Below are 23,153 nucleotides of genomic sequence, written 5' to 3'. Positions count from 1 at the left end.
CGATTTTTTGCCTACCACAAGTCAGCCCGGAAACGATTGGGCTTTATCCTGCGAGGGGTGCGATGATTCATGATTCCGTGCTGTCCCTGATCGGCAAGACGCCGCTGGTGCGTATGGGCCGGGTGTGTCCCAACCCGGCCGTGACCATTTGCGCCAAAATCGAAATGCGAAACCCCGGCGGCTCCATCAAGGACCGGGTGGGGCTGGCCATGATCGAAGCGGCCGAGCGGGCCGGAGAACTGACGCCCGGGCGCACCGTCATCGAGGCCACCTCCGGCAATACCGGTATCGGGCTGGCCATGGTCTGCGCCGTTAAGGGCTACAAGTTAAAGCTGCTTATGCCGGCCTCGGCCTCGGAGGAGCGCAAGCGCATCATGCGGGCCTATGGCGCGGAAATCGTGCTCACCCCGGGCAACCTGGGCACGGACGGGGCCATTGAGGAAGCCTACCGGCTGGCCCGGGAAGAACCGGACCGCTACGTGCTCATGGATCAATTCAACAATCCGGCCAGCATCGAGGCCCATTACGCGGCCACGGCCGTGGAGATTTTTGCAGAATCCGAGGGACGGGCCAGCCATGTGGTGGCGGCCCTTGGCACGTCGGGCACGGCCATGGGGCTGGTTAAAAAACTCAAAGAGTTGAATCCCGCCTGCCAGGTCATTGCGGTGGAGCCCAGGCCCGGCCACAAGATCCAGGGCCTTAAAAACATGCAGGAATCCTATCCGCCGGGCATCTTTGACAAGCATGCCCTGGATGCCATTGTGCCGGTGGAGGACGACGAGGCCTTTGCCATGGCCCGGCGGCTGGCCCGGGAAGAAGGTCTGCTTGTCGGCATGAGCGGCGGGGCGGCCATGGCGGCGGCGGTGCGTTTGGCCGGTGAGCTTTCGTCGGGCCTGATCGTGGTCATTTTGGCCGACAGCGGCGAGCGCTACCTGTCCACCACCCTTTTTGCCGTGCCCGAGAAAAAGGGCGTGGCCCTTGGCAGCGTCGGCACGGCTTCGCCGGTCTATCTTGATCCGGCGGCGGGAACTCCCGGGCTTTTCACTTTTGGTCCGTCCCTGTCCGAGCCGGGTGATCTGGACGCCTGGAGGCGGGTGGTGGTGCTCGATGTCCTGGGGCGCGCCCTGGCGCGCGGCGGTGCCCGGCCGGCCCTGGCCGTGGGGCTGGCTGATCTGGACGACCGCTGCCTGGAGGCTTCGCGGGCGGCAGGGCTTACGTGCCGGGATTTCGCCCTGGCTGCCCGGGAGCGCGTGGCCGGCTATGCCGCCTTGCTCGGCGTGTCCGGGGCGGCCTTTCCCCTGGCCGGCGAGGCTCTGGACGAGGCCCTGGCCATGACCCGAAAACTCATGGACAAGGGGCTGGCCTATGAAAAGCTGCGCAGCGTCTATTTCGACGTGGCCCGGGACAAGGCCTATGGGCGGCTGCTTGGCCTGGACATGTCCAAACTGGCCCTTGGCAAGACCGTGGACCTCGATTCCTACGCCAAGGACCATCCCCGGGATTTTACGCTGCTTAAGCGCGTGAGCTTGAAAGACCTCAAAGCTGGCGACGTGCTCGTCACGCCCTGGGGCAATGTGCGGCCGAGCTGGTTTCTGCAGATGGCGGCGGCTGCGGCCAAGGTTTTGCCGGCTGTGACCGTTGTCGTCACCGACGAGGACAAGACTTTTCCGCATCTGGAAAACCTGCGGGCCATCTGGGCCGGCGGGCTGGGCTTGTCGCCGGCGGCCTGGCTGGCCGGCGGCCGGGTGGCTGGCGGGGAAGGGGCTGAGGGCGTGCCCACCCTCGACGATCTGCTGGGCTACGGCGTCCATCCCCTGGCCATTCGGGCTTGGCTGCTTTCCACCAGCTATCACAAGCCGCTCTCGGCCACCCCGGAGGCCCTGGCCATGTGGGAGCGCAATCGCAGCCGCGTCCAGGAACTGGCCGCCAACCTGCATCTGGCCGCAACCGGCGAGGGCGCACCCACACAAGGTGCCGCCACCGAGGCCGAGCGGCTGGAAGCGGCTCTGGAAGTGGCCCTGGCCGATGACCTCGCCGTGTATCATTTCTGGCCGGCGCTTTTTGCCTTTTGCCGCTTTGCCAACGGCGGGCTGGCTGCCGGCGGCCTGCCGCCCGGCGACGCCACCCGGCTGTTGGCCGCGCTTGGCCGGGCCGACGCGGCCTTGCTGCTGCTCGATCCGACCCGGCTGCCTGTGCCGCGCCCCCGATGGCCGGCCGAGGCGGCCCGACTGGTCGCAGAGCGGCTGGCCGCCCGCCAGAGCAAGGACTTTGTCCGGGCCGACAGCCTTCGCGCCGCCATCGAAGCCCTGGGCTACCGGGTGGAGGATGCGGCCGACGGCGTGCGCCTGTTCCCGCAAGGCTGACGGTTGGTTGCCGGAGTGCGGACATGACGGAATATCTGGCCACAGGCTTTGCCGGCCTTGACCGCACGGGCGATCCCGACGTCTACGTGCGCTGCCTGCGCTACCTGGGCGCTCTCCCGGGCATGCGGGCCATAAAGGACGCGAGCCTGGAGCGGCTTGCCCTTGCCCCGGGGGCCAGCGTCCTGGACGTGGGCTGCGGGCTTGGCGTGGAAGCGGCGGCCCTGGCCCAACGGGTCGGGGCAGGTGTGACCGTCGGGCCGGGTGGGCTAGGTGGGACAGTCGGGCTGGCCGTGGGCCTGGACGCCAGCCAGACCATGCTCGGCCAGGCGATCCGGGAGCAGCACTTCCGGTGCCGGTGCCAGGGCCAAGCCGGCCTTTGTGGCCGGTGCGGGGGCGCGTCTGCCGTTTGCGGCAGGGGTCTTTGACGCCTGCCGCATCGAACGCACACTCCAGCATGTGCCGGACCCCGGGCTGGTGCTGGCCGAGATGGCGCGCGCGACGCGCCCTGGCGGCACAGTCCTGGCTGTTGAGCCGGACTGGGGCACCTTCGTGGTGGATTCGGATTTTACAAACGTTTCCCGGCGGCTGGCGCATTTTTGGTGCGACAGCTTCCGCTGTGGCTGGATCGGGCGGCGTCTGGGACGGCTGCTCGCCGCGGCGGGGCTGGACGGGGTGGAAATTGTGCCCCTGTCCCTGGTGCTGCGCCGTCTGGAGGCGGCCGAGGCGGTCTACAGCCTGCTGGAAACGGCTGATCGGGCAGCGGCAGACGGCGCGGTGTCAGCCGCCGAGGCCACGGCGTTTGCGGCCGAACAGCGTCGGCGTGACACCGAGGGCACCTTTTTTTTCAGCCTGACGTTTTTTATGGCCGTGGGCCGTAAGCCGTGAGTTAGTTAGACCGGGTTGGCGCACTCATCGACGAGAACCTGCGTGGGATTCCAGAGGGCTTTGCCCTTTGGCCGCCGGAGCAATGGTGGTTCCCGTCAAATGTCCGCTTTGGCTCTCCGGTCCACAGCCGACCAGATTACCATCCAGCGCCCCAACCCCCTTAAAACTTCTCTCGTTGGGGGGTCCGGGGGGATCATCCCCCCGGCCGCCGGAGGCCTCTTCTGCCTTCTGCCTTCTCTTTCTCCCCCTCCGCCCCTAACGCGGCAGCGGGGCGGCGACGAGCAGGATATATTTTTCGCCGAAGCGGTTTTCGGCGAATTCTTTGCGAAAGGCGGCCATGCCGGCCGGGTTGGTGAGTTCCAGGCGGTGGCTGCCTTTGCCCGGGGTGGCGTGGGCGAAATAGGCCCGGCCCGATGGGTCGGTATAGAGCAGGCCAACGTGGTAGTAGTAGAGGCGGCCGGCTTTTTCCTTGCTGAGTGTGGCGAAGACGATTTCGCCAGGGCGCAATTGGGCCAGGACGGCTTTCCAGGCGGCGGTGTCGTGCAGGGGAAAGCCGCGAAACCGGGTGGCGTCGAGGTTTTCCGGGGCGGCCAGGGCGGCTGGCGCGGGCTGGCCCGGTCCGGCCGGACCGGGCGGGAGGAGAACGCGCCGGGGCAGGCCGTCGGTGGCGTTTAAAATGAGATCGTAGCCGAAATCCCAGTCTTCGCCGGCTGGTGCGTTCTGGCCGGAGTCGCCTTTGCGGTCGCGGCGCATGGGGTCGAGGAGCAGGGGGCGGCCGAGAATGCTGCGGGAGGCGCTGACCACAAACCCGCTGCAATTATAGCCCCGATCTGGGAAGGACTTGGATTGGTTGGCGAAAAGGGTGTGGCGACCGCTCGGGTCGTCCACGCCGTCGTCGCGGTAGGGCGTGCCAAGCAGCGGCGTGACGGCTGCGGCCGGATCGCCGGCTTGGGCGGCAGGCGCACCGGCCAGGATGGCGCACAGGCCAAGGGCGGCGACGATAAATTGACCGCAGGGAAAAAGCCGCGTAGCATCCTGACGATAGCCGGGCCGCAAGGACTGGGGCCGTTTCCCGGACAAGGCCGGAACACCACGGAATCTGCTCAGGAGGCGGAGGATGAAGTTTACCATTGAGATTAAGGGCTTCGGACAGCGGATTTTTTATTCCTACATCGAGAAGGAAGTGGTGCGGGAAGCCAGGGAAGCCAACCGGGAACGCTACATCGAATACATCTATCACGGAGTGGACAACAACCTCCACTCTTCGGGCGAGGACTTGCTGGAAAGCAACCGTCCCGTCGTCTACATCATTGTCAATGAAAAAGAAAAGCTTCGGGTCAGCCTAAGCAAGATCAATTGCGAGGTCAAGAGCAATCCGGCCAAGAAGATTTTCCAGCCCCACGTCAAAAACAATCTGCTGTATTGTTTTGGGTTCAACGAAGAATACATCCATACGTATTCGTTTAGTGACGTCGAGGAAATCGATATCGACAAGATCACTGCCCGCATTGTCGAGACGGAGATCCCCAAAACCATCGAGAACAACGTCTGGATGCAAAAGATCATTCACATCGAGAGCATGTTGTATGATGGTAAAGAGATCAAGCGCGAGGAGTTTCTGTCCCGCCCCGTGGGCAACATCCTTGGCCCGGTCATCATCGACCTCGAATAGCGCGTTTTTTGCGGCAACGCAAAAAGGCCCGGCGGATGCGTCGGGCCTTTTTTTTGGGGATGCGCCCGGCAGTAGGGGAGGACGGGAACCGTGAGGCCCCCTCCGCATCGATGCCGCCGGAGCAACGGTGGTTTCAATCAAATAGAAAGGCTGGCAGTCCGGGCCGGCAGCCGGCCAGAGTGCCAGCCACCGTCCAAAACCCCTTGAACAACTTTTCCCGGTGGGGGGGCCGGGGGCCTCAGGCCCCCGGCCGCCGGAGGCATCTTCTGCCTTCTGCCTTCTGCCTTCTGTCTTCTGGCTTCTGGCTTCTTTGTCTCGTGCTACCCGGTGGCCGGGGGATGGTTTTTGTGAGCAGCCTTGATGGCCGCCCCGGCCGCGTGCAGATCGCGTTTGAGGTCCGCCAGGATTTCCGTGGCGGCGACGGCGTCGCGCGAACGCAGGCAGGCCTCCAGGCGTCCGGCCAGGCGGCGGGAGGACTCGGCTCCCACGGCTCCGGCGACGTTTTTCAGCGAATGCGCGGCCAGGGCGGCTTCGTCCCAGTTCTCGGTGTCGCTGCACAGGCTGATGCGCCGCAGCTTGCCGGGGTAGTGGCCCAGGAAATCCTTTTCAATCTCGCGCAAGAGGGCTTCGTCGCCGCCCAGACGGCGCAGGGCGGCGGGTGAATCCAGGACCGGGCCGGGGCTGTCGTTGTCGGCAGGGGCCGGGGCAGGGGCCGGGGCAGGGGAGGGGGCTGCGGCCGGGGTGGCGGCAAAACGGCCCAGCAGTTCGTCCAGGGCGGAAAAATCCAGCGGCTTTGTCAAATAGTGGTTCATCCCTGCTGCCAGACAACGCTCCCTGGCTCCGGCCTGGGCATGGGCGGTCATGGCCACCACGGGCACGGCGCAGTTTTGGGGTCCGGCCAGCCCGGCCCGGATCTGCCGCGTGGTTTCCAGGCCGTCGAGTTCGGGCATTTCCACATCCATAAGCACCACGTCGAAGGGCTCTTGGGCGAGCAGTTCCAGGGCGCGCCGACCGTTTTGCGCGACCCTGGCCGCATAGCCCCGGCGGGACAGATAGGTGGTTGCTACCTTGATATTGACCGGATTGTCTTCGGCCAAGAGGATGCGCAAGGGCTTGGCCGTGGCCGGCCCGACCTGTCCGACCGGCCCGTCCGGCTCGACTGGCCCGACTGGCCGGGCCGGCCGGGGTGGGACGGTCAGGGCCGGGGTGAGCGGGAGGCGCACCACAAAGGTGCTGCCCCGGCCGAGCGTGCTGCTGGCTTCGATACTGCCGCCCATAAGGCGGGTCAGTTCCCGGCAGATGGCCAGGCCCAGGCCCGTGCCGCCGTAGTGGCCGGCCACGGTGGAATCCGCCTGGGTGAACATGTTAAACACGTAATCCAGGCGATCCGGGGGGATGCCGACCCCGGTGTCGGCCACGGTGAGTATGAGTTGTTGCGCTTGGGGCATGGCGGCAGACACGTCCACGCGCCCGGTGTCGGTGAATTTGATGGCGTTGCCAACGAGATTCAGCAGAATCTGGCGCAGCCGTCCGGCATCGCCCCGGGCGTAACGCGGCACGGCTGCGGGCACGGCCAGGGACAGGAGCAACCCCTTGCGCCGGGCCTGGGGGCGCAGCGTGCGGGCCACGCCGGCCAGGGTGCGGCGCAGATCAAAGTCTTCATCGGCCAGATCCAGGCCCCGGGCCTCGATGCGCGAGATGTCGAGGATGTCGTTTATGAGATCGAGGAGATTGCCGGCGGCCTCGCGCACGGTTTGCAAGGCATCGCGCTGGGATGGGGTCAGTTTGGTGTCCAGGGTCAGTTCGGTCATGCCGATAACGGCATGCAGGGGCGTGCGGATTTCGTGGCTCATTTTGGCCAGAAATTCGCTTTTGACCTGATTGGCTGTTTCGGCGGCCTCCTTGGCCTGGCGCAGGTCGGCTTCAATGGCTTTGGCGTCGGCGATGTCGCGCACGATGGCAAAATAGCGGCGGTCATCGCCGGCAACGGCCGGGTAGCGGTGCAGGCGCAGGGCCACGGGGAAGATGACGCCGTCCTTGCGGCGGTATTCCTTTTCAAAAATCTCGGAAAAGCCTCGGGCATCGACCTCGGTCAGAATCCGTTGCTCGGCCTCGTGCCAGACCGTGGGGGTGAAGTCCCGGTAGGGCATGACCGAAAGTTCCTCGGCGCTGTAGCCGAGCATCTCCCGGAAGGCCGGATTGGACTGCACCACCCGGTGGTCGCTGGAAAGCACGGCAAAGCCGTCGCGCAGGGAAGCCAGCAGGAGCTCGTAGCGGGTCTGAGAGGCGAGCAGCTCCCTTTCCGAGCGCTTGTGGGCCGTTATGTCCAGCAAGACGCCTACAATGCCGGCCGGTCGGCCGCCGATGTCGTAGAATGGGGATTTAAAGAGCAGCACATCGTGCAACGAACCGTCCCGGTATTTGATGGGGGCGTCGTAGGCCACTGCGTTGTGGGGATTATTAAGGGCGCGGCGATCATTTTCCAGGCCCAGCGCGGCCGCCTCTGGTGGGAGGATCTGCGCCAAAGTGCGTCCGATAATGGCATCGCGGGGGTGGATGTCGCGATCAAAAGCCTTGTTGCACCCGAGATGGCGGCCGTCCAAGTCCTTGTAGAACACAGGGGCCGGTATGGCGTCGATGAGTTCCTGGGTGAAGCGGATGCGCTCGCGCAGCCTGTCGGCCATGGCGTCCAAGGCCCGGCCCAGGTCGGCCAGTTCGCCCTGGGCGTTGGCCATGCCGGAACGGCGGTCCAGGTCGCCGTTGGTCAAGTCCCGGGCCATGTCGGCCAGGCGTTCGACCGGACGCAGCAGGAAGGCGTTGCTGAAAAAGTGGGCGGCAGCCAGGGCCAGAACGACGGCCAAGCCGAAAAGGGACATGTCCCGCTGCCAGGTCGAGGCCAAGGCGGCGGTATGGATCTGTTCGGGTTGGCTCAGGCGGATGTGGAATCGCCCCTTGCCGGTGGTGCCGATGGAGGAGAAAATGGCGTGGCGTTGGCTCTTGTCAAGGCCCGGGCCGTCCCAGGCGGGTGGCTGGCCGCCGGCCAGTCTGGGCACAAGAGCGGCGGCGTCGGGCAGGGGCTGGCCGATGGCTGCCGGATTGACCGGCCAGGTGGCCAGCACGGTCCCCCCCTCGTCAAACAGACAGGCCTCGACTGCCTCGGGCAGCCGCAGGGCAGCAAAGCTTTGGGCAAACCAGTCGAGGTTGAGGGTCAGGGCGCAGGCACCAAGAACCGTCCCGGCGGCGTCGATCACGGAATGGGCCAGCAGGATGCCGGGCTGGCCCGTGCTTTTGTCGCTCTGACAGCCGCACAGCACCAGAGAAGGACTGGCCAGGGCTTGGCCAAACCAGGAGCGGTCGGCGTCGTCGCCAGAAACGCTGGGCAGATCGGCGGGTGCCGCCAGGGTTCCGTTCTGGCGCACCAGCCGCAAGCGGCTGAAATTGGGGAAGATTCCTTCGGCTTTGGCAAGTATCCGGCCTGCCGCGACTGGGTCGAGGCGTTGGATTTCCGGGAGTTGGGTGAGGCCGTGCAAGACCTCGCCGGCACCGGCCAGCACGGTCTGGGCATTGGCGGCGGCCAAGTCGGCGATGTTTTGCAGGCTGCGCACAATGGCTTGGCGGGCCATGGATTGCTTTTCCAGCGTCGAGGCCACATGCAACGCAAGAACCGGGGCCAGTGTCAGCAGAACCAGCCAAAAAAGCCGAATTCGCAGGCTTCGGAGCCGTCGCCATGCCATGTCCGGATCTCCAGGGAAGAGCCGATCAGCCGAAGGGCTTAAACCGCAGATTCCTTACGTAAGAAACTTCCGACGACAAGGCAAGGACGGTGGTCAGGCGGCGGGCAGAAAGTTCTTGCCGACGCGCCGGCTCCTTCGGCGATCCGACGGTTCGGCGAACCGACGCTCCAGCGAAAAGCCGGAATTGCCGGGATGTTTTGGAAAAAGCGTCATTGCTCTGGTGCAAGGGCTCTGATACGCTCAACCTATACTTTGGGGAGGCACTTTACCTGCCATGTCCGACCCGCGATTTCTCCTGGCCTCTGATAATCCCCTCCTGGCGTCTGGCGTCATCCGGCATTGCGGGGCGCTGTCCGGTCTTGGAGCCGTGCCGGTGCGCACCGCAGACGACGTCGCGGTTCTGCTGGCGGGCGGCGATCAGGGCACGTTCCTGCTGTGTCTTGTCGATCTGGCCCTGCCGGAAGAGACGGTCCGGGGGCTGGCGGCGGCGGCCACTGTCGGCGGCATCCCCTGGCTGGCCGTGGCTGAGCGGTATCGCCCGGACTACCGGGAGTTGGCCCAGGAACTGGACGCCATCGATTTTGTCGTGGCCGAGGTCGAAGACCCCCAGGCCGTGGCCCGCTTCGTGGACCGGTTGCTCAAAAACCGTTCAGCCCGCATCCTGGTGGTGGAAGACTCGGCCTTCATGCGTCTCTTTTTGCGCCGCAATCTGCGCCACTACCAGTTCCGGGTACACCTGGCCGCCTCGCCGGCCATGGCCCTGGCCATCCTGGAGCAGCGCCCGGACATCACGGCTGTCATCATCGACTATGACATGCCGGAGCAAAACGGCGTCGAACTGACCCGCACCATCCGACGGCGCTATCGGCAGCGCGAAATTTGTCTGATCGGCATCTCGGGCAAGGCTCCCCGGGCCATCTCGGCGGAATTTCTCAAAAGCGGCGGCGATGATTATCTGCACAAGCCCTTTGAGCGTGAGGAGTTGTACTGCCGGGTGCTCCACGGCGTCGAGGCGGTGGAGCGCATGCTGGAGATCAAGCGCCTGGAGCGGCTGCGCCGCATGTTCCTGTCCATGCTGGCCCATGACCTGAAAAGCCCGGCCGGCGGCATCGTGGGGGCAGCCAATCTGATCCTTGACGGCGTGTGCGGCGAGATCGGGGGCGAGGTCCGGGAAATGGCGGCGGTTATCAGCCAGGCCGGACGCCGGCTGTGCACCCTGGCCTCCAACATGCAGGATCTCACCCGCCTGGAAACCGGCCATCTGGAGCCGGTCCTGACCGTCTCGCGGCTCGACGCCCTGATCATGGAACGGGCGCGTCTGGCCGAGGCCACGGCCTCCGGCAAGGGCATTCGGCTGGAAATCAAGGTGCCTGATGTGCCTCTTATGTTGTTTGATCCCGACCTCATCGCCCGATTGCTGGACAATCTGCTGTCCAACGCAGTCAAGTTTTCGCCAGCCAAAACCCTGGTGCGCTTAACCCTTGCGGTCGAGGAAAACGCGGTGACGGTGCGGGTTGGCGACCAGGGGCCGGGGGTGCTGGCCGAGGAGCGCTCGTTGCTGTTTAAACCCTTTGAGCGGCTTTCGGCCAAGCCCACTGCCGGGGAAAAAAGCCTGGGTCTGGGCCTGGCCATTGCCGAAGGCATCGTGACGGCCCATGGCGGGCGCATCTGGGTCGAATCCGTTCCGGGGCAGGGCGCGACGTTCTGCTTTACCCTGCCCCTTGCGCCGGTCGAGTTTGATCAGATCGACGACTGCATTTGCTCGTAGACGTATTCCCGCACCGTCGCGTCCCAGGGACGGGGCAGCCGTCCGATGGCCGCGGCCAGCTTGCGATTGTCCAGCACGGAATAGGGCGGACGCGCGGCTTTTTGGGGATACTCGGCCGAAGCGATGGGCGTCACCCGGCAGGGCAGGCCCGCAGCGGCCACGGCCGCAGCCGCCAGTTCGCACCAGCTCGCCTGGCCCGAGCCCACAGCATGAAAAATGCCGCGCGCCGCCGTCCCGGCCAACTCCGCCATCCAGCCGGCCAGATCAACCGTATAGGTAGGCGAACCGATCTGGTCCGCCACCACCCGCAGTTCCTCCCGGTCCTTGGCCAGCCCGAGCATGGTGGCCACGAAGTTCTTTTTCCCCGGACCATACAGCCAGGCCGTGCGCAGGATCTGAAAGTCCGTCAGGCCGCTGTCGGCAATGGCCTGCTCGCCGGCCAGCTTGCTGGCTCCGTAGACCGACTGGGGATTGACCGCATCATCCTCGACATAGGGCCGGTTTGCCGTCCCGTCAAAGACAAAGTCGGTGGACAGGTGCACCAGCAGCGTGCCGGCGTCACGGCAGACCCGGGCCAGCCGGCCGGGCAGATCGCCGTTGACCCGGTAGGCCTCGTCCCGATCGTCCTCGGCCGCGTCCACGGCGGTGTAGGCCACGGTGTTAAACAGATGCGTGGCCTCAAAAGACGCCAACGCCCGGGCGACGGCGTCGGCGTCAAAGGGGTCAAGCTGGGAGCGGGTGGTGGGCAGAACCGCATAGCCTGCCGCCGCCAGGGTCTGGGTCAGGGGCCGGCCCACCAGCCCGGTCTGGCCGCCGAGGATGACGGCGCGGCCGGTCTGCGCGCGAGCACTCATGCCCGGTCCCCGTACCAGCTGGCCATGAACTGGCGGTAGGCTCCGCTGGCGACGCTTTCAAGCCAGGGGCCGTTTTGCTGGTACCAGGCCATGGTTTCGGCAATGCCGCGCGAGAAATCGTAGGCCGGGGCAAAGCCCAGCTCCCGGGTCGCCTTGGTGAAATCCATGGCGTAGCGGAGGTCGTGGCCCGGCCTGTCGGTCACGAACCGGATGAGGCTTTCGGGCTTGCCCAGGGCTTTTAAGATGGTGCGCACCACCTCGATATTGGGCTTTTCCGCGTCGCCGCCGAAGTTGTAGACCTCGCCGGATTTGCCTTTTAAAAGAGCCAGTTCCACGCCCCGGCAGTGGTCCAGGACATAAATCCAGTCGCGCACGTTCAAACCGTCGCCGTAGACCGGCAGGGCCTCGTCGGCCATGGCCCGGGAAAACATCAGCGGAATGAGCTTTTCCGGGAACTGGAACGGGCCGTAGTTGTTGGAGCAGCGGGTGATGACCGTGTCCATGCCGAAGGTTTCATGGGCGGCCCGCACCAGCATGTCGGCACCGGCCTTGCTGGCGGAATAGGGGCTGTTGGGGGCCAGCGGCGTCTCTTCGGTGAACTTTCCGTCCGGTCCCAGGGTGCCGTAGACCTCGTCGGTGGAGACGTGGACGAAACGCTTGATGCCGAAATGGCGCGAAGCGTCGAGCAGGCTCTGGGTTCCTGCGATGTTGGTGCGCACAAAGGGTGAGGCATCGGTGATGGAGCGGTCCACATGGGACTCGGCGGCGAAATTGGCCACCGCCTCAATCGCGTGTTCCTCAAACAGATGCAGCACCAGTTCGGCGTTGGCGATGTCGCCCCGGGCGAAGAAATAGCGCGTGCCGCCGTAGGCGGCTTCGACATCGGCCAGACTCTGGCGGTTGCCGGCGTAGGTGAGCAGGTCGAGGTTGACGATGGTCAGCCCGTCGTGGCGGGCCAGCATGTCGCGGATGAAGTTGGAGCCGATGAAGCCGCAGCCTCCGGTCACGAGTAAGCGCATTTTCGATTTTTCCTTTTATTGAAGGGTGTTAATTTGTTTGCCGATGCCGGGCGTACACTTTTTTCCGTCTTGGCCAAAATAATGCTTGCCTTGGGGCGGGCTCTCGCATACTTACTTCGACGGGCGATTAACTCAGCGGTTAGAGTGCCATCTTCACACGGTGGAAGTCCGGGGTTCAAATCCCCGATCGCCCACCACCGAATCGATCCGAAACGCCTCGCACAGCGAGGCGTTTCTTTTTTGGGGTTGCAGGGGTGCACTATTGCGCGCCACTGGCCCGAAATTCCTGGATTTTTTTGTAGTCATCGATGATCTTCGCCCGAAGCGCCTCAATTTCCCGAACATAATACTGCTTGAGGATGCGGATTTCCTCGCGACGTCTGGCCGCTGGCGGATCGTTGGCCACCGTGGTTCGCATCTCGGCGTTATAGGCCTGGATGGTCTTCTCGTGCTCGGCAATGCTCCGCTTGGCCGTCTCGATGGACCGGGCCAGATCGCCCGGTCCCGGCGGCGCGGCCAGGGCCAGACCGGTCCCGGCAACCGGTCGCGCAGTCGTTGGCAGCCAATCCGGCCCCGCCGGGCAGGCCAGGACGGCCAGCAGCCACAACATGATGCACGCATAACGCAACATGGCGATCCACCCCCTGGTCGGGATGCACCGGTATAGCCGCAATTGCCAGACTTGACAAATCCGGCCGCCCGGCGTTCCATCCCCGGGTTTCGCCAGCCGCACCGCGTGGCAAAGGAGCACCCCCATGGACATGCAGTGGTTTCTTGACCGCGACGCCTTCGCCAAATCCCTTGGCATCCGCCTTATCGAAGTTGCCCCCGGCTACGCCAGGACCGCCATGGACATTACCGCCAACCACCGCAACGGAGCCGGCATCGCCCACGGCGGGGCCATTTTCACCCTGGCCGACCTGGCCTTTGCCGTGGCCGCCAACAGCCACGGCAAGCTGAGTCTGGGGGTGGCTGCTTCCATTGCCTACATCAAGGCCGGACTCGGTTCGACCCTTTTCGCCGAGGCCCGGGAAATTTCCCTTGGCTCGAAATTGGCCACCTACGTCGTGACCATTTCCAACGACAACGACGAGGTCATTGCCAGCATGCAGGGCACGGTCTACCGCAAGGACGTTCCCTACACCCGGGAGACGGCGTGATCGAGATTGTCCTTATTGCTCCGGAAATCCCGCAAAATACCGGGAGCATCGCCCGGTTGTGCGCCGCCACCAAAACCCCGCTCCATCTGGTCAAGCCGCTGGGGTTTTCCCTGGCCGACCGCTATCTCAAGCGGGCCGGGCTGGACTACTGGCCCCATGTCAATCTGACGGTCTGGGAGGATTTTGAGGCCTTTCGCGCCGCCCGGCCCGGCCGACGGCTGGTGGCCACCACCGCCGGCAACCGGGGCCATGCCACCGTGGCCTGCCACCGCTTCGCCTTCGATGCCGACGATGTGCTGGTCTTTGGCGCGGAGTCCAGCGGCCTGCCGCAACACGTCCTGGACGCGGCCGCCTGCCGCCTGACCATCCCCATCTGGGGCCAGGTGCGCAGCCTCAATATCGCCAACGCCGCCTCCGTGGTCCTCTACGAAGCCCTGCGCCGCACCGGCGTTTTGGACACCGTGGCCCCGCTTGATTCCGACAGCGTCGGGCCTGTGGAAGAAACCGGGCAAAAGCGGTAGCATGGGAAAGCGTTTGTATCCCGCAACCCGCATAGAGGCTCCATGACCGTTGCCATTCCCCAACATATCGCTCTGGCGTACGACTTTCCGGTCATTTTCACCCGTCGCGTTTTTGATCCCGGCAATCCCGTCCTGGCCGACGTCCTGGCCCGGGCCGGAGAAGGCCCCCACAAGGTCGGAGTGGTTCTCGATGCCGGGCTGGCCGCCGCCGATCCGACCCTGCCGGCCCGGGTGGCTGCCTACGCTGCGGCCCATAGTAGGCTGCTGACCCTGGTCGAAGCGCCGCTTGTCGTGCCCGGGGGCGAAATGGCCAAGGCCGATTTTGCCGTGGTCGAGGCGGTGTGGGAGCTGACCTTTCGGGCCAAACTGTGCCGCCAGTCCTTTGTGCTGGCCATCGGCGGCGGGGCGGTGCTGGACGCGGCCGGGTTCGGTGCGGCCACGGCCCACCGGGGGGTGCGCCTTTTGCGCCTGCCCTCCACCGTCCTGGCCCAGAACGACGCCGGGGTGGGCGTTAAAAACGGCATCAACTATTTCGGCCGCAAAAATTATCTCGGCACCTTTGCCCCGCCCTATGCCGTCATTAACGACCACGCCCTGCTCGCCACCCTGCCGGCGCGCGAGATCCGGGCCGGGCTGGCCGAGGCGGTCAAGGTCGCCCTGGTGCGCGACGCGTTGTTTTTTACCCGCCTTCAGGAACTGGCCCCGCGCCTTGGCGTCCTTGACGACGAGGCCTTGCTGGAGACCGACATCCGCTGCGCCGAGGCCCATTTGCAGCATATTGCCGGGGGCGGCGATCCCTTTGAGCTGGGTTCGGCCCGGCCCCTTGATTTTGGCCACTGGGCTGCCCATGCCCTGGAAGAGGCGACGGGCGGGGCGCTGCGCCACGGCGAGGCCGTGGCCGTCGGGGTGGCGCTGGACACCCTGTATTCCAGCCGCTTGGGCCTGCTAGCCCCGGCCGAGGCCGAGGCGGTGCTCACGCTTTTGACCGACCTTGGCCTGGCCGTGTGGCATCCGGCCCTGGCGGCTCTGGACATGGCCGGGGCCATCGAGGCCTTTCGCGAGCACCTGGGCGGCCGGCTGCACTTGTGCCTTTTGGCCGGCATCGGCCGCCGTCTGGAAGTTCACGAGGTCGATCTGCCCCGCCTGGACGCCGCCCGCCAGGACTTGGCCGCTAGGGCCGCGTCGGCCTGCGCCTGATTGCGGTCGAACATGCCTTTGAGCGGGGGGAGCATGGAGCCAACGACGTATTGCACCAACATTCATCCCGGCGAGAGCTGGGAGGAAATCCGGGCCGGCGTTTTGGCCCACGCCCCGGCTGTGGCAGCGGCCGTGTGCCCCACCCGGCCCTTTCCCGTGGGGCTGCGCCTGTCGGGCCGGGCCAGCCTGGAGCTTGATGCCGCAGCGGCCCAATCCTTTGCCGCCGAGGCAGCCACCCATGGCCTGACCTTTCGCACCTTAAACGGCTTCCCGTATGGCCGGTTTCACCACACACCGGTCAAGGAGCGGGTCTATCAGCCGGACTGGCGCGATCCCGAGCGGGCCGCCTACACCCTGCGTCTGGCCCGGCTGCTGGCCGGCTGGCTGCCCGAGGGCGGGTCCGGCTCCATCTCCACCGTGCCCATAGGCTTTCGCCGGGGCTTTCCCGAAACCGATCTGCCCAAGGCGTATGCCGCATTGCGTGGGGTTTTGGGCGAAATGGCCGAACTTTTTGCCAAAACCGGCCGGCGCATCCGGCTGGCCGTTGAGGCCGAACCGGGCTGCCTGATCGAGACAACGGCGCAGATGGTGGCGTTTTTCGCCGAGCTTAACGCACCCCCGGCTCATATGGCCCATCTGTGCGTGTGCTACGACTGCTGCCATCAGGCCCTGCAATACGAAGACCCGGCCGCCTCCCTGGCCGCCTTGGCCGCTGCCGGCATCGAAGTCGGGCATGTGCAGGTGTCCTCGGCCCTGCATCTGGAGGGCGGCGACCTGACACCCCTGGCCCGGTTCGTCGAACCGGTCTATCTGCACCAGGCCGTGGCCCGGCTCACAGACGGGTCGCTGCGGCGCTTTGACGATCTGCCCCAGGCCCTGGCCGCGCGCCTGGACGGCGTGGCCTCCTGGCGGGTGCATTTTCATCTGCCGGTGTTTGTGGCCCACACCCCCCAATGCGGCACGACACAACCGTTTTTGCAAACGTTTTTGCCGCTCCTTGCTCCCGATATTCCCCTTGAAGTGGAGACCTACACCTGGAGCGTTTTGCCGCCGGAACTGAAGATGGCTGATGTCACCCAGTCCATTATTCGGGAGATTGCCTGGGTGGAAGCGGCCCGGCGGCCGTAGCGACGCGGGGTTTTCCCGGCAGCGACCGACCCGGCAGACCGAAACAAGAAGGGGCCAGGAATTTGTATTCCTGGCCCCTTGTATTTTTTGGGGGAGTGGGCCGGCCGGCTGCTTTGGGGAAGCGGTCGGCCCGAATCATCCGAGCCAGGGGGCCACCCTTGACCCGTCCAGGCTACAGGCGCGCCAACATCGTTACAAGCACTTGGCGGGTGGTTTCCAGATCACTGGCGGCAATGCCCCGGGTCAGTTCGCGGCTCAGTTCCAGGCCGGCCTGCAGGGAGGCATCCCAGCTCGGGCGGGCCTGTTCGGACAGTTCCACCCGTTTGATGCGGCGGTCGTCGGCATCCGGCACCCGGCGGGCGATGCCGCATTGTTCCAGCCGGTCAAGCAGGCGCACCAGGGTCGGTCCTTCGATGCCCACGGCCTCGGCCAGTTCCCGCTGGGTCTGGGCGGCCGGCCCGTTGGCCAGCCGGCGGATGACAGCCCACATGGCGCAGGAAAGCCCCAGCGGGCGCAGGCGTTCGTCGAGGCGGGCGCGCCACCCCCTGGCCAAATCGTTTAAAGCCAGGGGGATCCATTCCGGGGCGATGTCGGAAGCGGCGGTTGCAGGGGAGAATGCCATAACGGATACTCCTTTCCCGACGCGCGTCGCGACATCCCGCGCGGTTGATTTTTTATCGACTCTGCAATGATTAGCTTGCTTTCTCCTGCGATGCAACCTGTTTCCCCATAAGACGGGCCAGTCCTGCCCCGGCACCCATGATGAGCTTGAAAAAGACCGGGATAAACAGGGGGGCAATGATGGTGGCCCCGAGCATGCCGCCGATGACGCCGGTGCCGATGGCGTGGCGGCTGTTGGCGCCGGCACCGGTGGAGATGGCCAGGGGCAGACAGCCGAGGATAAAGGCCAGGGAGGTCATGATGATGGGCCGAAAGCGCAGCATGGCCGCCGAGAGCGCCGCCTCGGCCAGGGTTTTGCCGGCCTTGACCTCAAGGACGGCGAATTCAACGATGAGGATGGCGTTTTTGGCCGCCAGGCCAATAAGGGTCACCAGGGCGATCTGGAAGTAGATGTCGTTGCTCAGCGCACGGCCGTACACGGCGGCAATGGCACCGAACAGGGCAAAAGGCACAGCCAGGACCACGGCAAAGGGCAGGCTCCAGCGTTCGTACTGGGCGGCCAGGATGAGGATGACCATGACGATGCCCATGGCAAAGACCAGGGTCGAGGAGCCTTGCGCCGCTTTTTCCTGGTAGGCCGAGCCGGTCCAGGCCAGGGTGTAGTCAGACGGCAGCACCTTGGCCGCAGCCTGTTCCATGGCGGCCAAAGCCTCGCCCGAAGTATGTCCCGGAGCGGGCTGGCCCATGATCTTGGCCGCCGGGAACACGTTAAAGCGCTCCATGACCTCGGGGCCGGTGGACTTTTCGATGGTGGCCAGGGCCGTTAAGGGAATCATTTCGCCTTTGCTGGAGCGCACGAACACGTCGCGCAGATCCTCGGGGCGGTCGCGGAAATCCGCTTCGGACTGGATTTGCACCTTAAAGGTCCGGCCGAATTTATTGAAGTCGTTGACGTAGTAGGCACCGAACGTGGCCTGCATGGCGTCATAGACGTCGCTTATGGCGACGCCCAGGGCCTTGGCCTTGGCGCGGTCGAGGTCGATGCGCAACTGGGGCACGTTGGCCCCGAAGGTGGTGGCCACGCGGCCGAGCACCGGGTTTTTCGAGGCCTCGGCCACCAGCTTGTCGGTCATGGCGGCCAAGGCTTTGACATCGCCTTCGCCACGGCTTTGCAGGTAGGCGTCAAAGCCGCCGGTGTTGGACATGCCGGAGATGGCCGGCGGATTAAAGGCCAGGGTCAGGCTCTTGGGCTGGGTCATGCCCCGGCCGAAGATGCGTTTGACCACGTCAAAGGAGGACAGTCCCGGGGCCTTGCGTTCGTCCCAGGGTTTGAGCGGCATAAAGGTCGTGCCGTAGTTGGAGCGGTAGGTGAAGCTGAGCAGATCCAGGCCGGTGATGGCGATGACGTCTTTGGCCGAAGGGTCTTTCATGTTCATCGCGTCAATGGCGTCGCCGATGGCTTCGGTGGCGCGAATCGACGTGCCGTCGGGCAGGATGTTGACGGCAATGACATAGCCCTGGTCTTCGTCCGGGACGAGTCCGCCCGGCACCTGCCTAAACAGCCAGCCCGTGGCCAGGCACAGTCCGGCAAAGAGCAGGACGGCGACAAAACTGCGGCGCAGCAAAAAGGCCACGCCGGCGCCATAGACCCGGGTCAGGCCGTCAAAGGCCCGGTTAAAGGCCCGAAACAGGCGGTTGGGCTCCTGGTGGCCGGCTTTGAGCAGGCTCGCGCACAAGGCCGGCGTCAGTGTCAGGGCCACCAGGCCGGAGATGACCACGGAGACGGCAATGGTGATGGCAAACTGCTTGTACATTTGGCCGGTGAGTCCGCCAAGGAAAGCGACGGGAACGAACACGGCGCATAAGACCAGCACAATGGCCACAACCGGGCCGGTCACTTCTTCCATGGCCTTGGCCGTGGCTTCCTTGGGCGGGAGCTTTTGGGTGGTCATGATGCGCTCGACGTTTTCGAGCACCACAATGGCGTCGTCAACGACAATGCCGATGGCCAGCACCATGCCGAAAAGGGTCAGGGTGTTGATGGTAAAGCCAAGGGCCTGCATGCCGGCAAAGGTGCCGATGATCGACACCGGCACGGCCAGACAGGGGATCAGCGTGGCCCGGAAGTTTTGCAGGAAGAGATAGACCACCAAAAAGACCAGGATCATGGCTTCGACGAGGGTGTGGATGACCTCCTCGATGGAGACGCGCACGAAGGTGGTGGTATCCAGCGGCACCGAATAGGTGACGCCGTCGGGGAACCGCTTGGACAGTTCGGCCAGCTTGGCCGTCACCAGATCGGCCGTGTCCAGGGCGTTGGCCCCAGGGGCAAGGAAGATGCCGATGTTGACGGTCGGGCTGCCGTTGCGTTTGGAAATGGAACTGTAGTCTTTGGCCCCGAGTTCAACCCGGGCCACGTCTTTTAAGTGCAGGAGCGACCCGTCGGGTTGGGCGCGCAAAATGATGTCGCCGAAATCCTCAGGGGTCATGAGCCGCCCCTGGGTGGTCACCATGTAGTTGAGCGCCACGGGGTGCTCGGGATTCGTCGGCTCGGCCCCGATGCGGCCGGCGGCGAACTGGGCATTTTGTTCGGTGATGGCTGCGGCCACGTCTGCCGGCGTCAGCTTGAGCTGGGCCAGCTTGTCCGGGCGCAGCCACACCCGCATGGAGTAGTCCTTGGCCCCGAAGATGGAGGCGTCGCCGACGCCGGGCAGGCGTTTGAGCTCATCCAGGACGTTGACCAGGACGTAGTTGCTGATAAAGACCGAATCGTAGCGGCCGGTTGGGGAGTCGAACCCAACGATCTGGAGGATGTTGGAGGATTTCTTGGTAACGGTGACGCCCTGGCGTCGGACCTCGGCGGGCAGGGTGGTCTGGGCGGCCTGGACGCGGTTGTTGACGTTGATGGTATTCTGGTCCGGGTTGGTGCCCACGGCAAAGGTGACGGTGATCGACAGCGAGCCGTCGCCGGAACTGGTCGAGCGCATGTAGAGCATGTTGTCGACGCCGTTGATCTGCTGCTCAAGGGGTGCCGCAACAGTGGCGGCGATCACCTCGGGGCTGGCCCCGGGGTAGACGGCCGTCACATTGACCTCAGGCGGAATGATGTCGGGAAATTGGGCAATGGGCAGGCTTCTGATCGCCGCCAGACCGGCCAGCACGATGACCAGCGAGATGACGATGGAGAAGACCGGGCGGCCCAGGAAGAAACGTGAAATCATGAACGGTTCTCCTTGCCCGCAGCCTTATCGGCCTCGGCGGCCTTGGGGGCTGCTTCAGAAGCCGTCGCGGCAGGCGGGGCGGCCGGGGCGGGGGCGTCGCCGCGCACCGTGACGGTCATGCCGGGACGGACTTTGATAACGCCTTCAGCCACCACGCGTTCGCCCGGCTCCAGGCCTTTTTCGATGAGATAGTCGTTGCCCACGGTCTCGCCGAGGACCACCGGGCGGGGGGCGATCTGGTTTTTGGCGTCCACGGTCCAGACCATGGCCCCCTGCTGGGTGTTAAGGACAGCACCCTGGGGCACGGCCAACACGTCCTTGTAGTGCGCGCCTTCCAGGCGCACCCGCACGAACTGTCCGGGCAACACCAGCCCGTCGGGATTGGTGAATTCGGCCCGAACCTTGACCACACCCGTGGTCGCGTCCACCTGGGTGTCGGTGAAATTGATGCGGCCGGTGGTGGGATAGTCCGCGCCGTCCGGCAGGGTGAGGCGCACGGTGAAGTCGCCACCGCCGGTAATGGCCACCTTGCCCTCGGCCCGCAACTTGCGGATCTTCATCATTTCCGGGCCGGACATGGAGAAGTTTACGTAGATCGGATCGACCCGGGAGATCGAGGTCAACAGGCTGGCATCGGTGTTGGTGGTGACCAGAGACCCTTCGGAGCGGGTCTCCTTGCTGGTCATGCCGGCAATGGGGGCCGTGACCTTGGTCCATTCCAGGTTGAGCGAGGCTTCCCGGACCTTGCCCTTGGCCGAGTCAACGAGGGCCGTGGCCGTTTCTACGGCGGTCCTGGCGTCGTCGAAATCCTTTCGGGCCACCACGTCGCCTTTGAAGAGCTTGTCCATGCGCTCGGCGTCGCGTTTGTTCTGGGCCAGATTGGCCTCGGCCTGGGCCAGGGTACCCTTGGCCTGCTCCAGAGCGGCCTGATAGGGGGCCGGGTCGATCTCGAACATGAGCTGGCCCTGGCGCACCCGGGAGCCTTCCTCGAAGTCGCGGCGCAGCAGGATGCCGCCGACCCGGGCGCGCACTTCGACCTCGCGCGAACCGGCGGTCTGGCCCATGTAGGCCAGTTCCAGCGGGATATCGGATGTGACGACCTGATGGGCTACAATTTCCGGCGGCGGCGGCGCGCCGGCGGCCGTCTCCTGGCCGGAGCTCTCCGTGACGCAGCCGGACAGCGCGGCGGCCAGAGCCAGAGGGAGGCAAAGGGTCGCGGCCAGGCGGACAGTTTGGGCGAAAACGGATGCGGACATGGAAACCTCCAAAACAGGTGGCCGCTCCGGGCGTCGGAGCGGAAAGTTGGCGTTGGCCCAGAGGGCGTTTAGGGCGTTGCCTGGGCCATATCGCCACCCCGGGCGAGCAGCGGCATCCAGGCGGCGGAAAAATGGTCGGCGGCCTTGGCGGAGAAGTGATAGCCGTCGTTGCGGTCAAACCAAGGCACGATCAAATCGGTATTGGGACCGGAAAAGACCTTGCGGGCAGGGTCGGCCGCCTCGGTCTGCACAGCGGTCAGGGCCGGACAGGACCGATAGCCCGCCGGATCCCCCAGGCCGCCCAAGGCGGGATCGTAATACAAAGAGGCGCGGGCGACGACAATTTCGCAAGCGTCGCCAACCCGCTGGCGGATTTGGGTGATGATGGCCTCGAGCATGGCCGCGTAATCGGCCGGGTCTATGCCCAGGGCACAGTCAGATTCGCCCTGGTGGAAAAAGATATGGGTCGGGGACAGGCCTTTTGCGACGAGGTCGTCGAGGGTGCCCAGGAGGATCGGGTTGAGCGCGCCGCCCGGCCCCCAATTTAAAATGGAGGAGCCGCCCCGGGCGATGTCGGCAAAGAGCACGGCGTCAAAAAGGCCGCTGGCTACGGCCCGGTCGCCCAGGCGCGGCCAGGTGCTGCCCTTGGAGCCGCTGGCCCCGGGCATGGTGTCGTGGGCTTTTTGGCAGGTGCCGTTATAATAGGCGTACACCGGCTGGCCCGAATCGTAGCCCGGGTCCACGGTGTTGGCGGCGTTGGACTGGCCGAAAACCAGGGCCGTCATGACGCGCCCTTCAGTAAGGCCGGCACAGTCTTGTTTGGGTTCTTCGGCCTTGCCGGGAAATACAGCAAATTCGCCATTATCCGGGAGGATCGGGTCGCGTCCGGCATATTTGGCCTGGATGGCGGCTGGCGAGAGCGGCTCGCCGGCCGCGACGCTGGCTGTGCCCCAGGGCGTTGCGGCCAGCAGGGGCAGGAGCAGCAGTCCGGCACGGCAGCACCGCAGGTGACGCAAACGCCTGGGCCTGGAAGTGAACTGGTGTTCACTTCCAGGCCCACAAAAATTATGCAGCAACGGCATGGGCAAACAACTCCCAATTGGCGGTGGTCTGTCGGGGCATATCCAAATCGTGTGGCGTCCGGGCCTGGATGAGCGCGGGCATGGCAATGAGTCCAATGAAATGAACAAAGATCTCTTCGGGGCGTATGTCGGTGCGGATCTCGCCTTTCTGCTGGGCTGCTGTGATTAATTCGATTATTATATCTCGCAGAATCTTGTGGTGTTTGAGCTTTAAGTCTCGAAGTTGCGTCTCTTCAAACCACAGAACATCGGATAAAAAGACGACAGGCAAGGCGCAATAGCGTTCAACCAGGGTCATGCTTGAAAGATACAGTCTCCGTATGGTGTCAAGCGGACCAGTGCCTTCTGCCCTGGCCAGTCTGACATTGACCATAAAGAATTCCTGATGCTCTTCCATGACGGCTTTAAGGATTTCGGCCTTGTTTTTGTAGTGTCGGTACAGTGCGGCGGCTGAGATGCCGACGGCTTCGGCCACCCGGCGCACGGTGACGGCGCCGATGCCGTGGCGCACCACGATGTCCAGGGCGGCGTCGGCGATTTGTTCGCGGCGCAGGGGTGAATCCAGGCGTTCAGTCATGGGGGGGAAGTTAACACCGGTTTACAAAGTGTCAAGTGGCATCCCGCAGGGGGCGACCGGGAGATAGACCGGACAGGAAGGCGGCGTCAAGCGGC

At 64.9% G+C, this 23,153-nt stretch carries 19 protein-coding genes and 1 tRNA gene; 10 read left to right on the top strand and 10 right to left on the bottom strand.

Annotated features, from left to right (window positions below; all coding sequences use genetic code 11):
- The first annotated feature begins 62 nt into the window (after positions 1–62).
- Genes GTA51_RS02540 through GTA51_RS02530 form a run of 3 tightly spaced genes read left to right on the top strand, consistent with a single transcriptional unit; the run spans position 63 to position 3,248 of the window.
- A complete protein-coding gene (locus tag GTA51_RS02540; protein ID WP_160958404.1) occupies positions 63–2,363 on the top strand; it encodes a cysteine synthase in 2,301 nt (766 codons plus the stop codon).
- A 23-nt stretch (positions 2,364–2,386) separates the two neighbouring features.
- Entirely contained in the window at positions 2,387–2,788 is a 402-nt protein-coding gene (locus GTA51_RS02535) for a methyltransferase domain-containing protein (protein ID WP_160958402.1), read from the top strand.
- The gene (locus GTA51_RS02530) at positions 2,742–3,248 is read left to right on the top strand and encodes a methyltransferase domain-containing protein (RefSeq protein WP_160958400.1); all 507 of its coding nucleotides are present in this window, start codon (positions 2,742–2,744) and stop codon (positions 3,246–3,248) included. The genes GTA51_RS02535 and GTA51_RS02530 overlap by 47 nt, the downstream gene beginning before the upstream one ends.
- A gap of 255 nt (positions 3,249–3,503) precedes the next feature.
- On the opposite strand, the gene GTA51_RS02525 is transcribed toward GTA51_RS02530, so the two are convergent.
- Positions 3,504–4,328 carry a hypothetical protein gene (locus GTA51_RS02525; protein ID WP_160958399.1) on the bottom strand — a complete coding sequence of 275 codons (825 nt, stop codon included), beginning with the start codon at positions 4,326–4,328 and terminating at the stop codon, positions 3,504–3,506.
- Positions 4,329–4,365: 37 nt separating this feature from the next.
- On the opposite strand from GTA51_RS02525, the gene GTA51_RS02520 reads away from it, so the two are divergent.
- Entirely contained in the window at positions 4,366–4,920 is a 555-nt protein-coding gene (locus GTA51_RS02520; protein ID WP_160958397.1) for a hypothetical protein, read from the top strand.
- Positions 4,921–5,240: 320 nt separating this feature from the next.
- Here the strand turns inward: GTA51_RS02520 and GTA51_RS02515 are convergent, their stop codons facing one another.
- Positions 5,241–8,654, bottom strand: coding sequence for an ATP-binding protein (locus tag GTA51_RS02515; protein ID WP_160958395.1), 3,414 nt, complete (start codon positions 8,652–8,654; stop codon positions 5,241–5,243).
- A gap of 274 nt (positions 8,655–8,928) precedes the next feature.
- Between GTA51_RS02515 and GTA51_RS02510 the strand changes: the two genes are divergently transcribed.
- Positions 8,929–10,422 (top strand): hybrid sensor histidine kinase/response regulator, encoded by a 1,494-nt coding sequence (locus GTA51_RS02510; RefSeq protein ID WP_160958393.1) that lies wholly within the window; start codon positions 8,929–8,931, stop codon positions 10,420–10,422.
- Here GTA51_RS02510 and rfbD read toward each other — a convergent pair.
- Positions 10,395–11,276, bottom strand: coding sequence for a dTDP-4-dehydrorhamnose reductase (rfbD, locus tag GTA51_RS02505; protein ID WP_160958392.1), 882 nt, complete (start codon positions 11,274–11,276; stop codon positions 10,395–10,397). The genes GTA51_RS02510 and rfbD overlap by 28 nt on opposite strands.
- Positions 11,273–12,295 carry a dTDP-glucose 4,6-dehydratase gene (gene rfbB, locus GTA51_RS02500; RefSeq protein WP_160958390.1) on the bottom strand — a complete coding sequence of 341 codons (1,023 nt, stop codon included), beginning with the start codon at positions 12,293–12,295 and terminating at the stop codon, positions 11,273–11,275. Before rfbB ends, rfbD begins: the two co-directional genes overlap by 4 nt.
- A gap of 121 nt (positions 12,296–12,416) precedes the next feature.
- On the opposite strand from rfbB, the gene GTA51_RS02495 reads away from it, so the two are divergent.
- Positions 12,417–12,492: transfer RNA gene (locus GTA51_RS02495), tRNA-Val, on the top strand.
- A gap of 62 nt (positions 12,493–12,554) precedes the next feature.
- Here GTA51_RS02495 and GTA51_RS02490 read toward each other — a convergent pair.
- Entirely contained in the window at positions 12,555–12,926 is a 372-nt protein-coding gene (locus tag GTA51_RS02490; protein ID WP_160958389.1) for a hypothetical protein, read from the bottom strand.
- 124 nt (positions 12,927–13,050) lie between these two features.
- On the opposite strand from GTA51_RS02490, the gene GTA51_RS02485 reads away from it, so the two are divergent.
- Genes GTA51_RS02485 through eboE form a run of 4 tightly spaced genes read left to right on the top strand, consistent with a single transcriptional unit; the run spans position 13,051 to position 16,301 of the window.
- Entirely contained in the window at positions 13,051–13,455 is a 405-nt protein-coding gene (locus GTA51_RS02485) for a PaaI family thioesterase (RefSeq protein WP_160958387.1), read from the top strand.
- On the top strand, positions 13,452–13,976 hold the full coding sequence (locus tag GTA51_RS02480; RefSeq protein WP_160958386.1) for a TrmH family RNA methyltransferase: 525 nt from the start codon (positions 13,452–13,454) through the stop codon (positions 13,974–13,976). The genes GTA51_RS02485 and GTA51_RS02480 overlap by 4 nt, the downstream gene beginning before the upstream one ends.
- A gap of 42 nt (positions 13,977–14,018) precedes the next feature.
- Positions 14,019–15,173, top strand: a complete 1,155-nt coding sequence (locus tag GTA51_RS02475; protein WP_160958384.1) for a 3-dehydroquinate synthase — start codon at positions 14,019–14,021, stop codon at positions 15,171–15,173.
- 33 nt (positions 15,174–15,206) lie between these two features.
- Entirely contained in the window at positions 15,207–16,301 is a 1,095-nt protein-coding gene (eboE, locus tag GTA51_RS02470) for a metabolite traffic protein EboE (protein ID WP_160958382.1), read from the top strand.
- 172 nt (positions 16,302–16,473) lie between these two features.
- Here eboE and GTA51_RS02465 read toward each other — a convergent pair whose 3' ends face one another.
- The 5 genes from GTA51_RS02465 to GTA51_RS02445 form a co-directional block, all read right to left on the bottom strand.
- Positions 16,474–16,923 (bottom strand): MarR family transcriptional regulator, encoded by a 450-nt coding sequence (locus tag GTA51_RS02465; RefSeq protein ID WP_160958381.1) that lies wholly within the window; start codon positions 16,921–16,923, stop codon positions 16,474–16,476.
- Between the two features lie 70 nt (positions 16,924–16,993).
- Positions 16,994–20,143: an efflux RND transporter permease subunit gene (locus GTA51_RS02460; protein WP_160958379.1), complete on the bottom strand. Its 3,150-nt coding sequence runs from the start codon at positions 20,141–20,143 to the stop codon at positions 16,994–16,996.
- The gene (locus tag GTA51_RS02455) at positions 20,140–21,399 is read right to left on the bottom strand and encodes an efflux RND transporter periplasmic adaptor subunit (RefSeq protein WP_160958378.1); all 1,260 of its coding nucleotides are present in this window, start codon (positions 21,397–21,399) and stop codon (positions 20,140–20,142) included. The genes GTA51_RS02460 and GTA51_RS02455 overlap by 4 nt, the downstream gene beginning before the upstream one ends.
- Positions 21,400–21,467: 68 nt before the next feature.
- Positions 21,468–22,415, bottom strand: coding sequence for a sialate O-acetylesterase (locus GTA51_RS02450; protein WP_246197915.1), 948 nt, complete (start codon positions 22,413–22,415; stop codon positions 21,468–21,470).
- 49 nt (positions 22,416–22,464) lie between these two features.
- Positions 22,465–23,058, bottom strand: a complete 594-nt coding sequence (locus GTA51_RS02445) for a TetR/AcrR family transcriptional regulator (protein WP_160958374.1) — start codon at positions 23,056–23,058, stop codon at positions 22,465–22,467.
- Between the last annotated feature and the right edge of the window lie 95 nt (positions 23,059–23,153).

The organism is Solidesulfovibrio aerotolerans (assembly GCF_009856865.1).
Lineage (GTDB): Bacteria > Desulfobacterota > Desulfovibrionia > Desulfovibrionales > Desulfovibrionaceae > Solidesulfovibrio > Solidesulfovibrio aerotolerans.
This window is presented reverse-complemented; position numbering and strand designations above follow the sequence as displayed.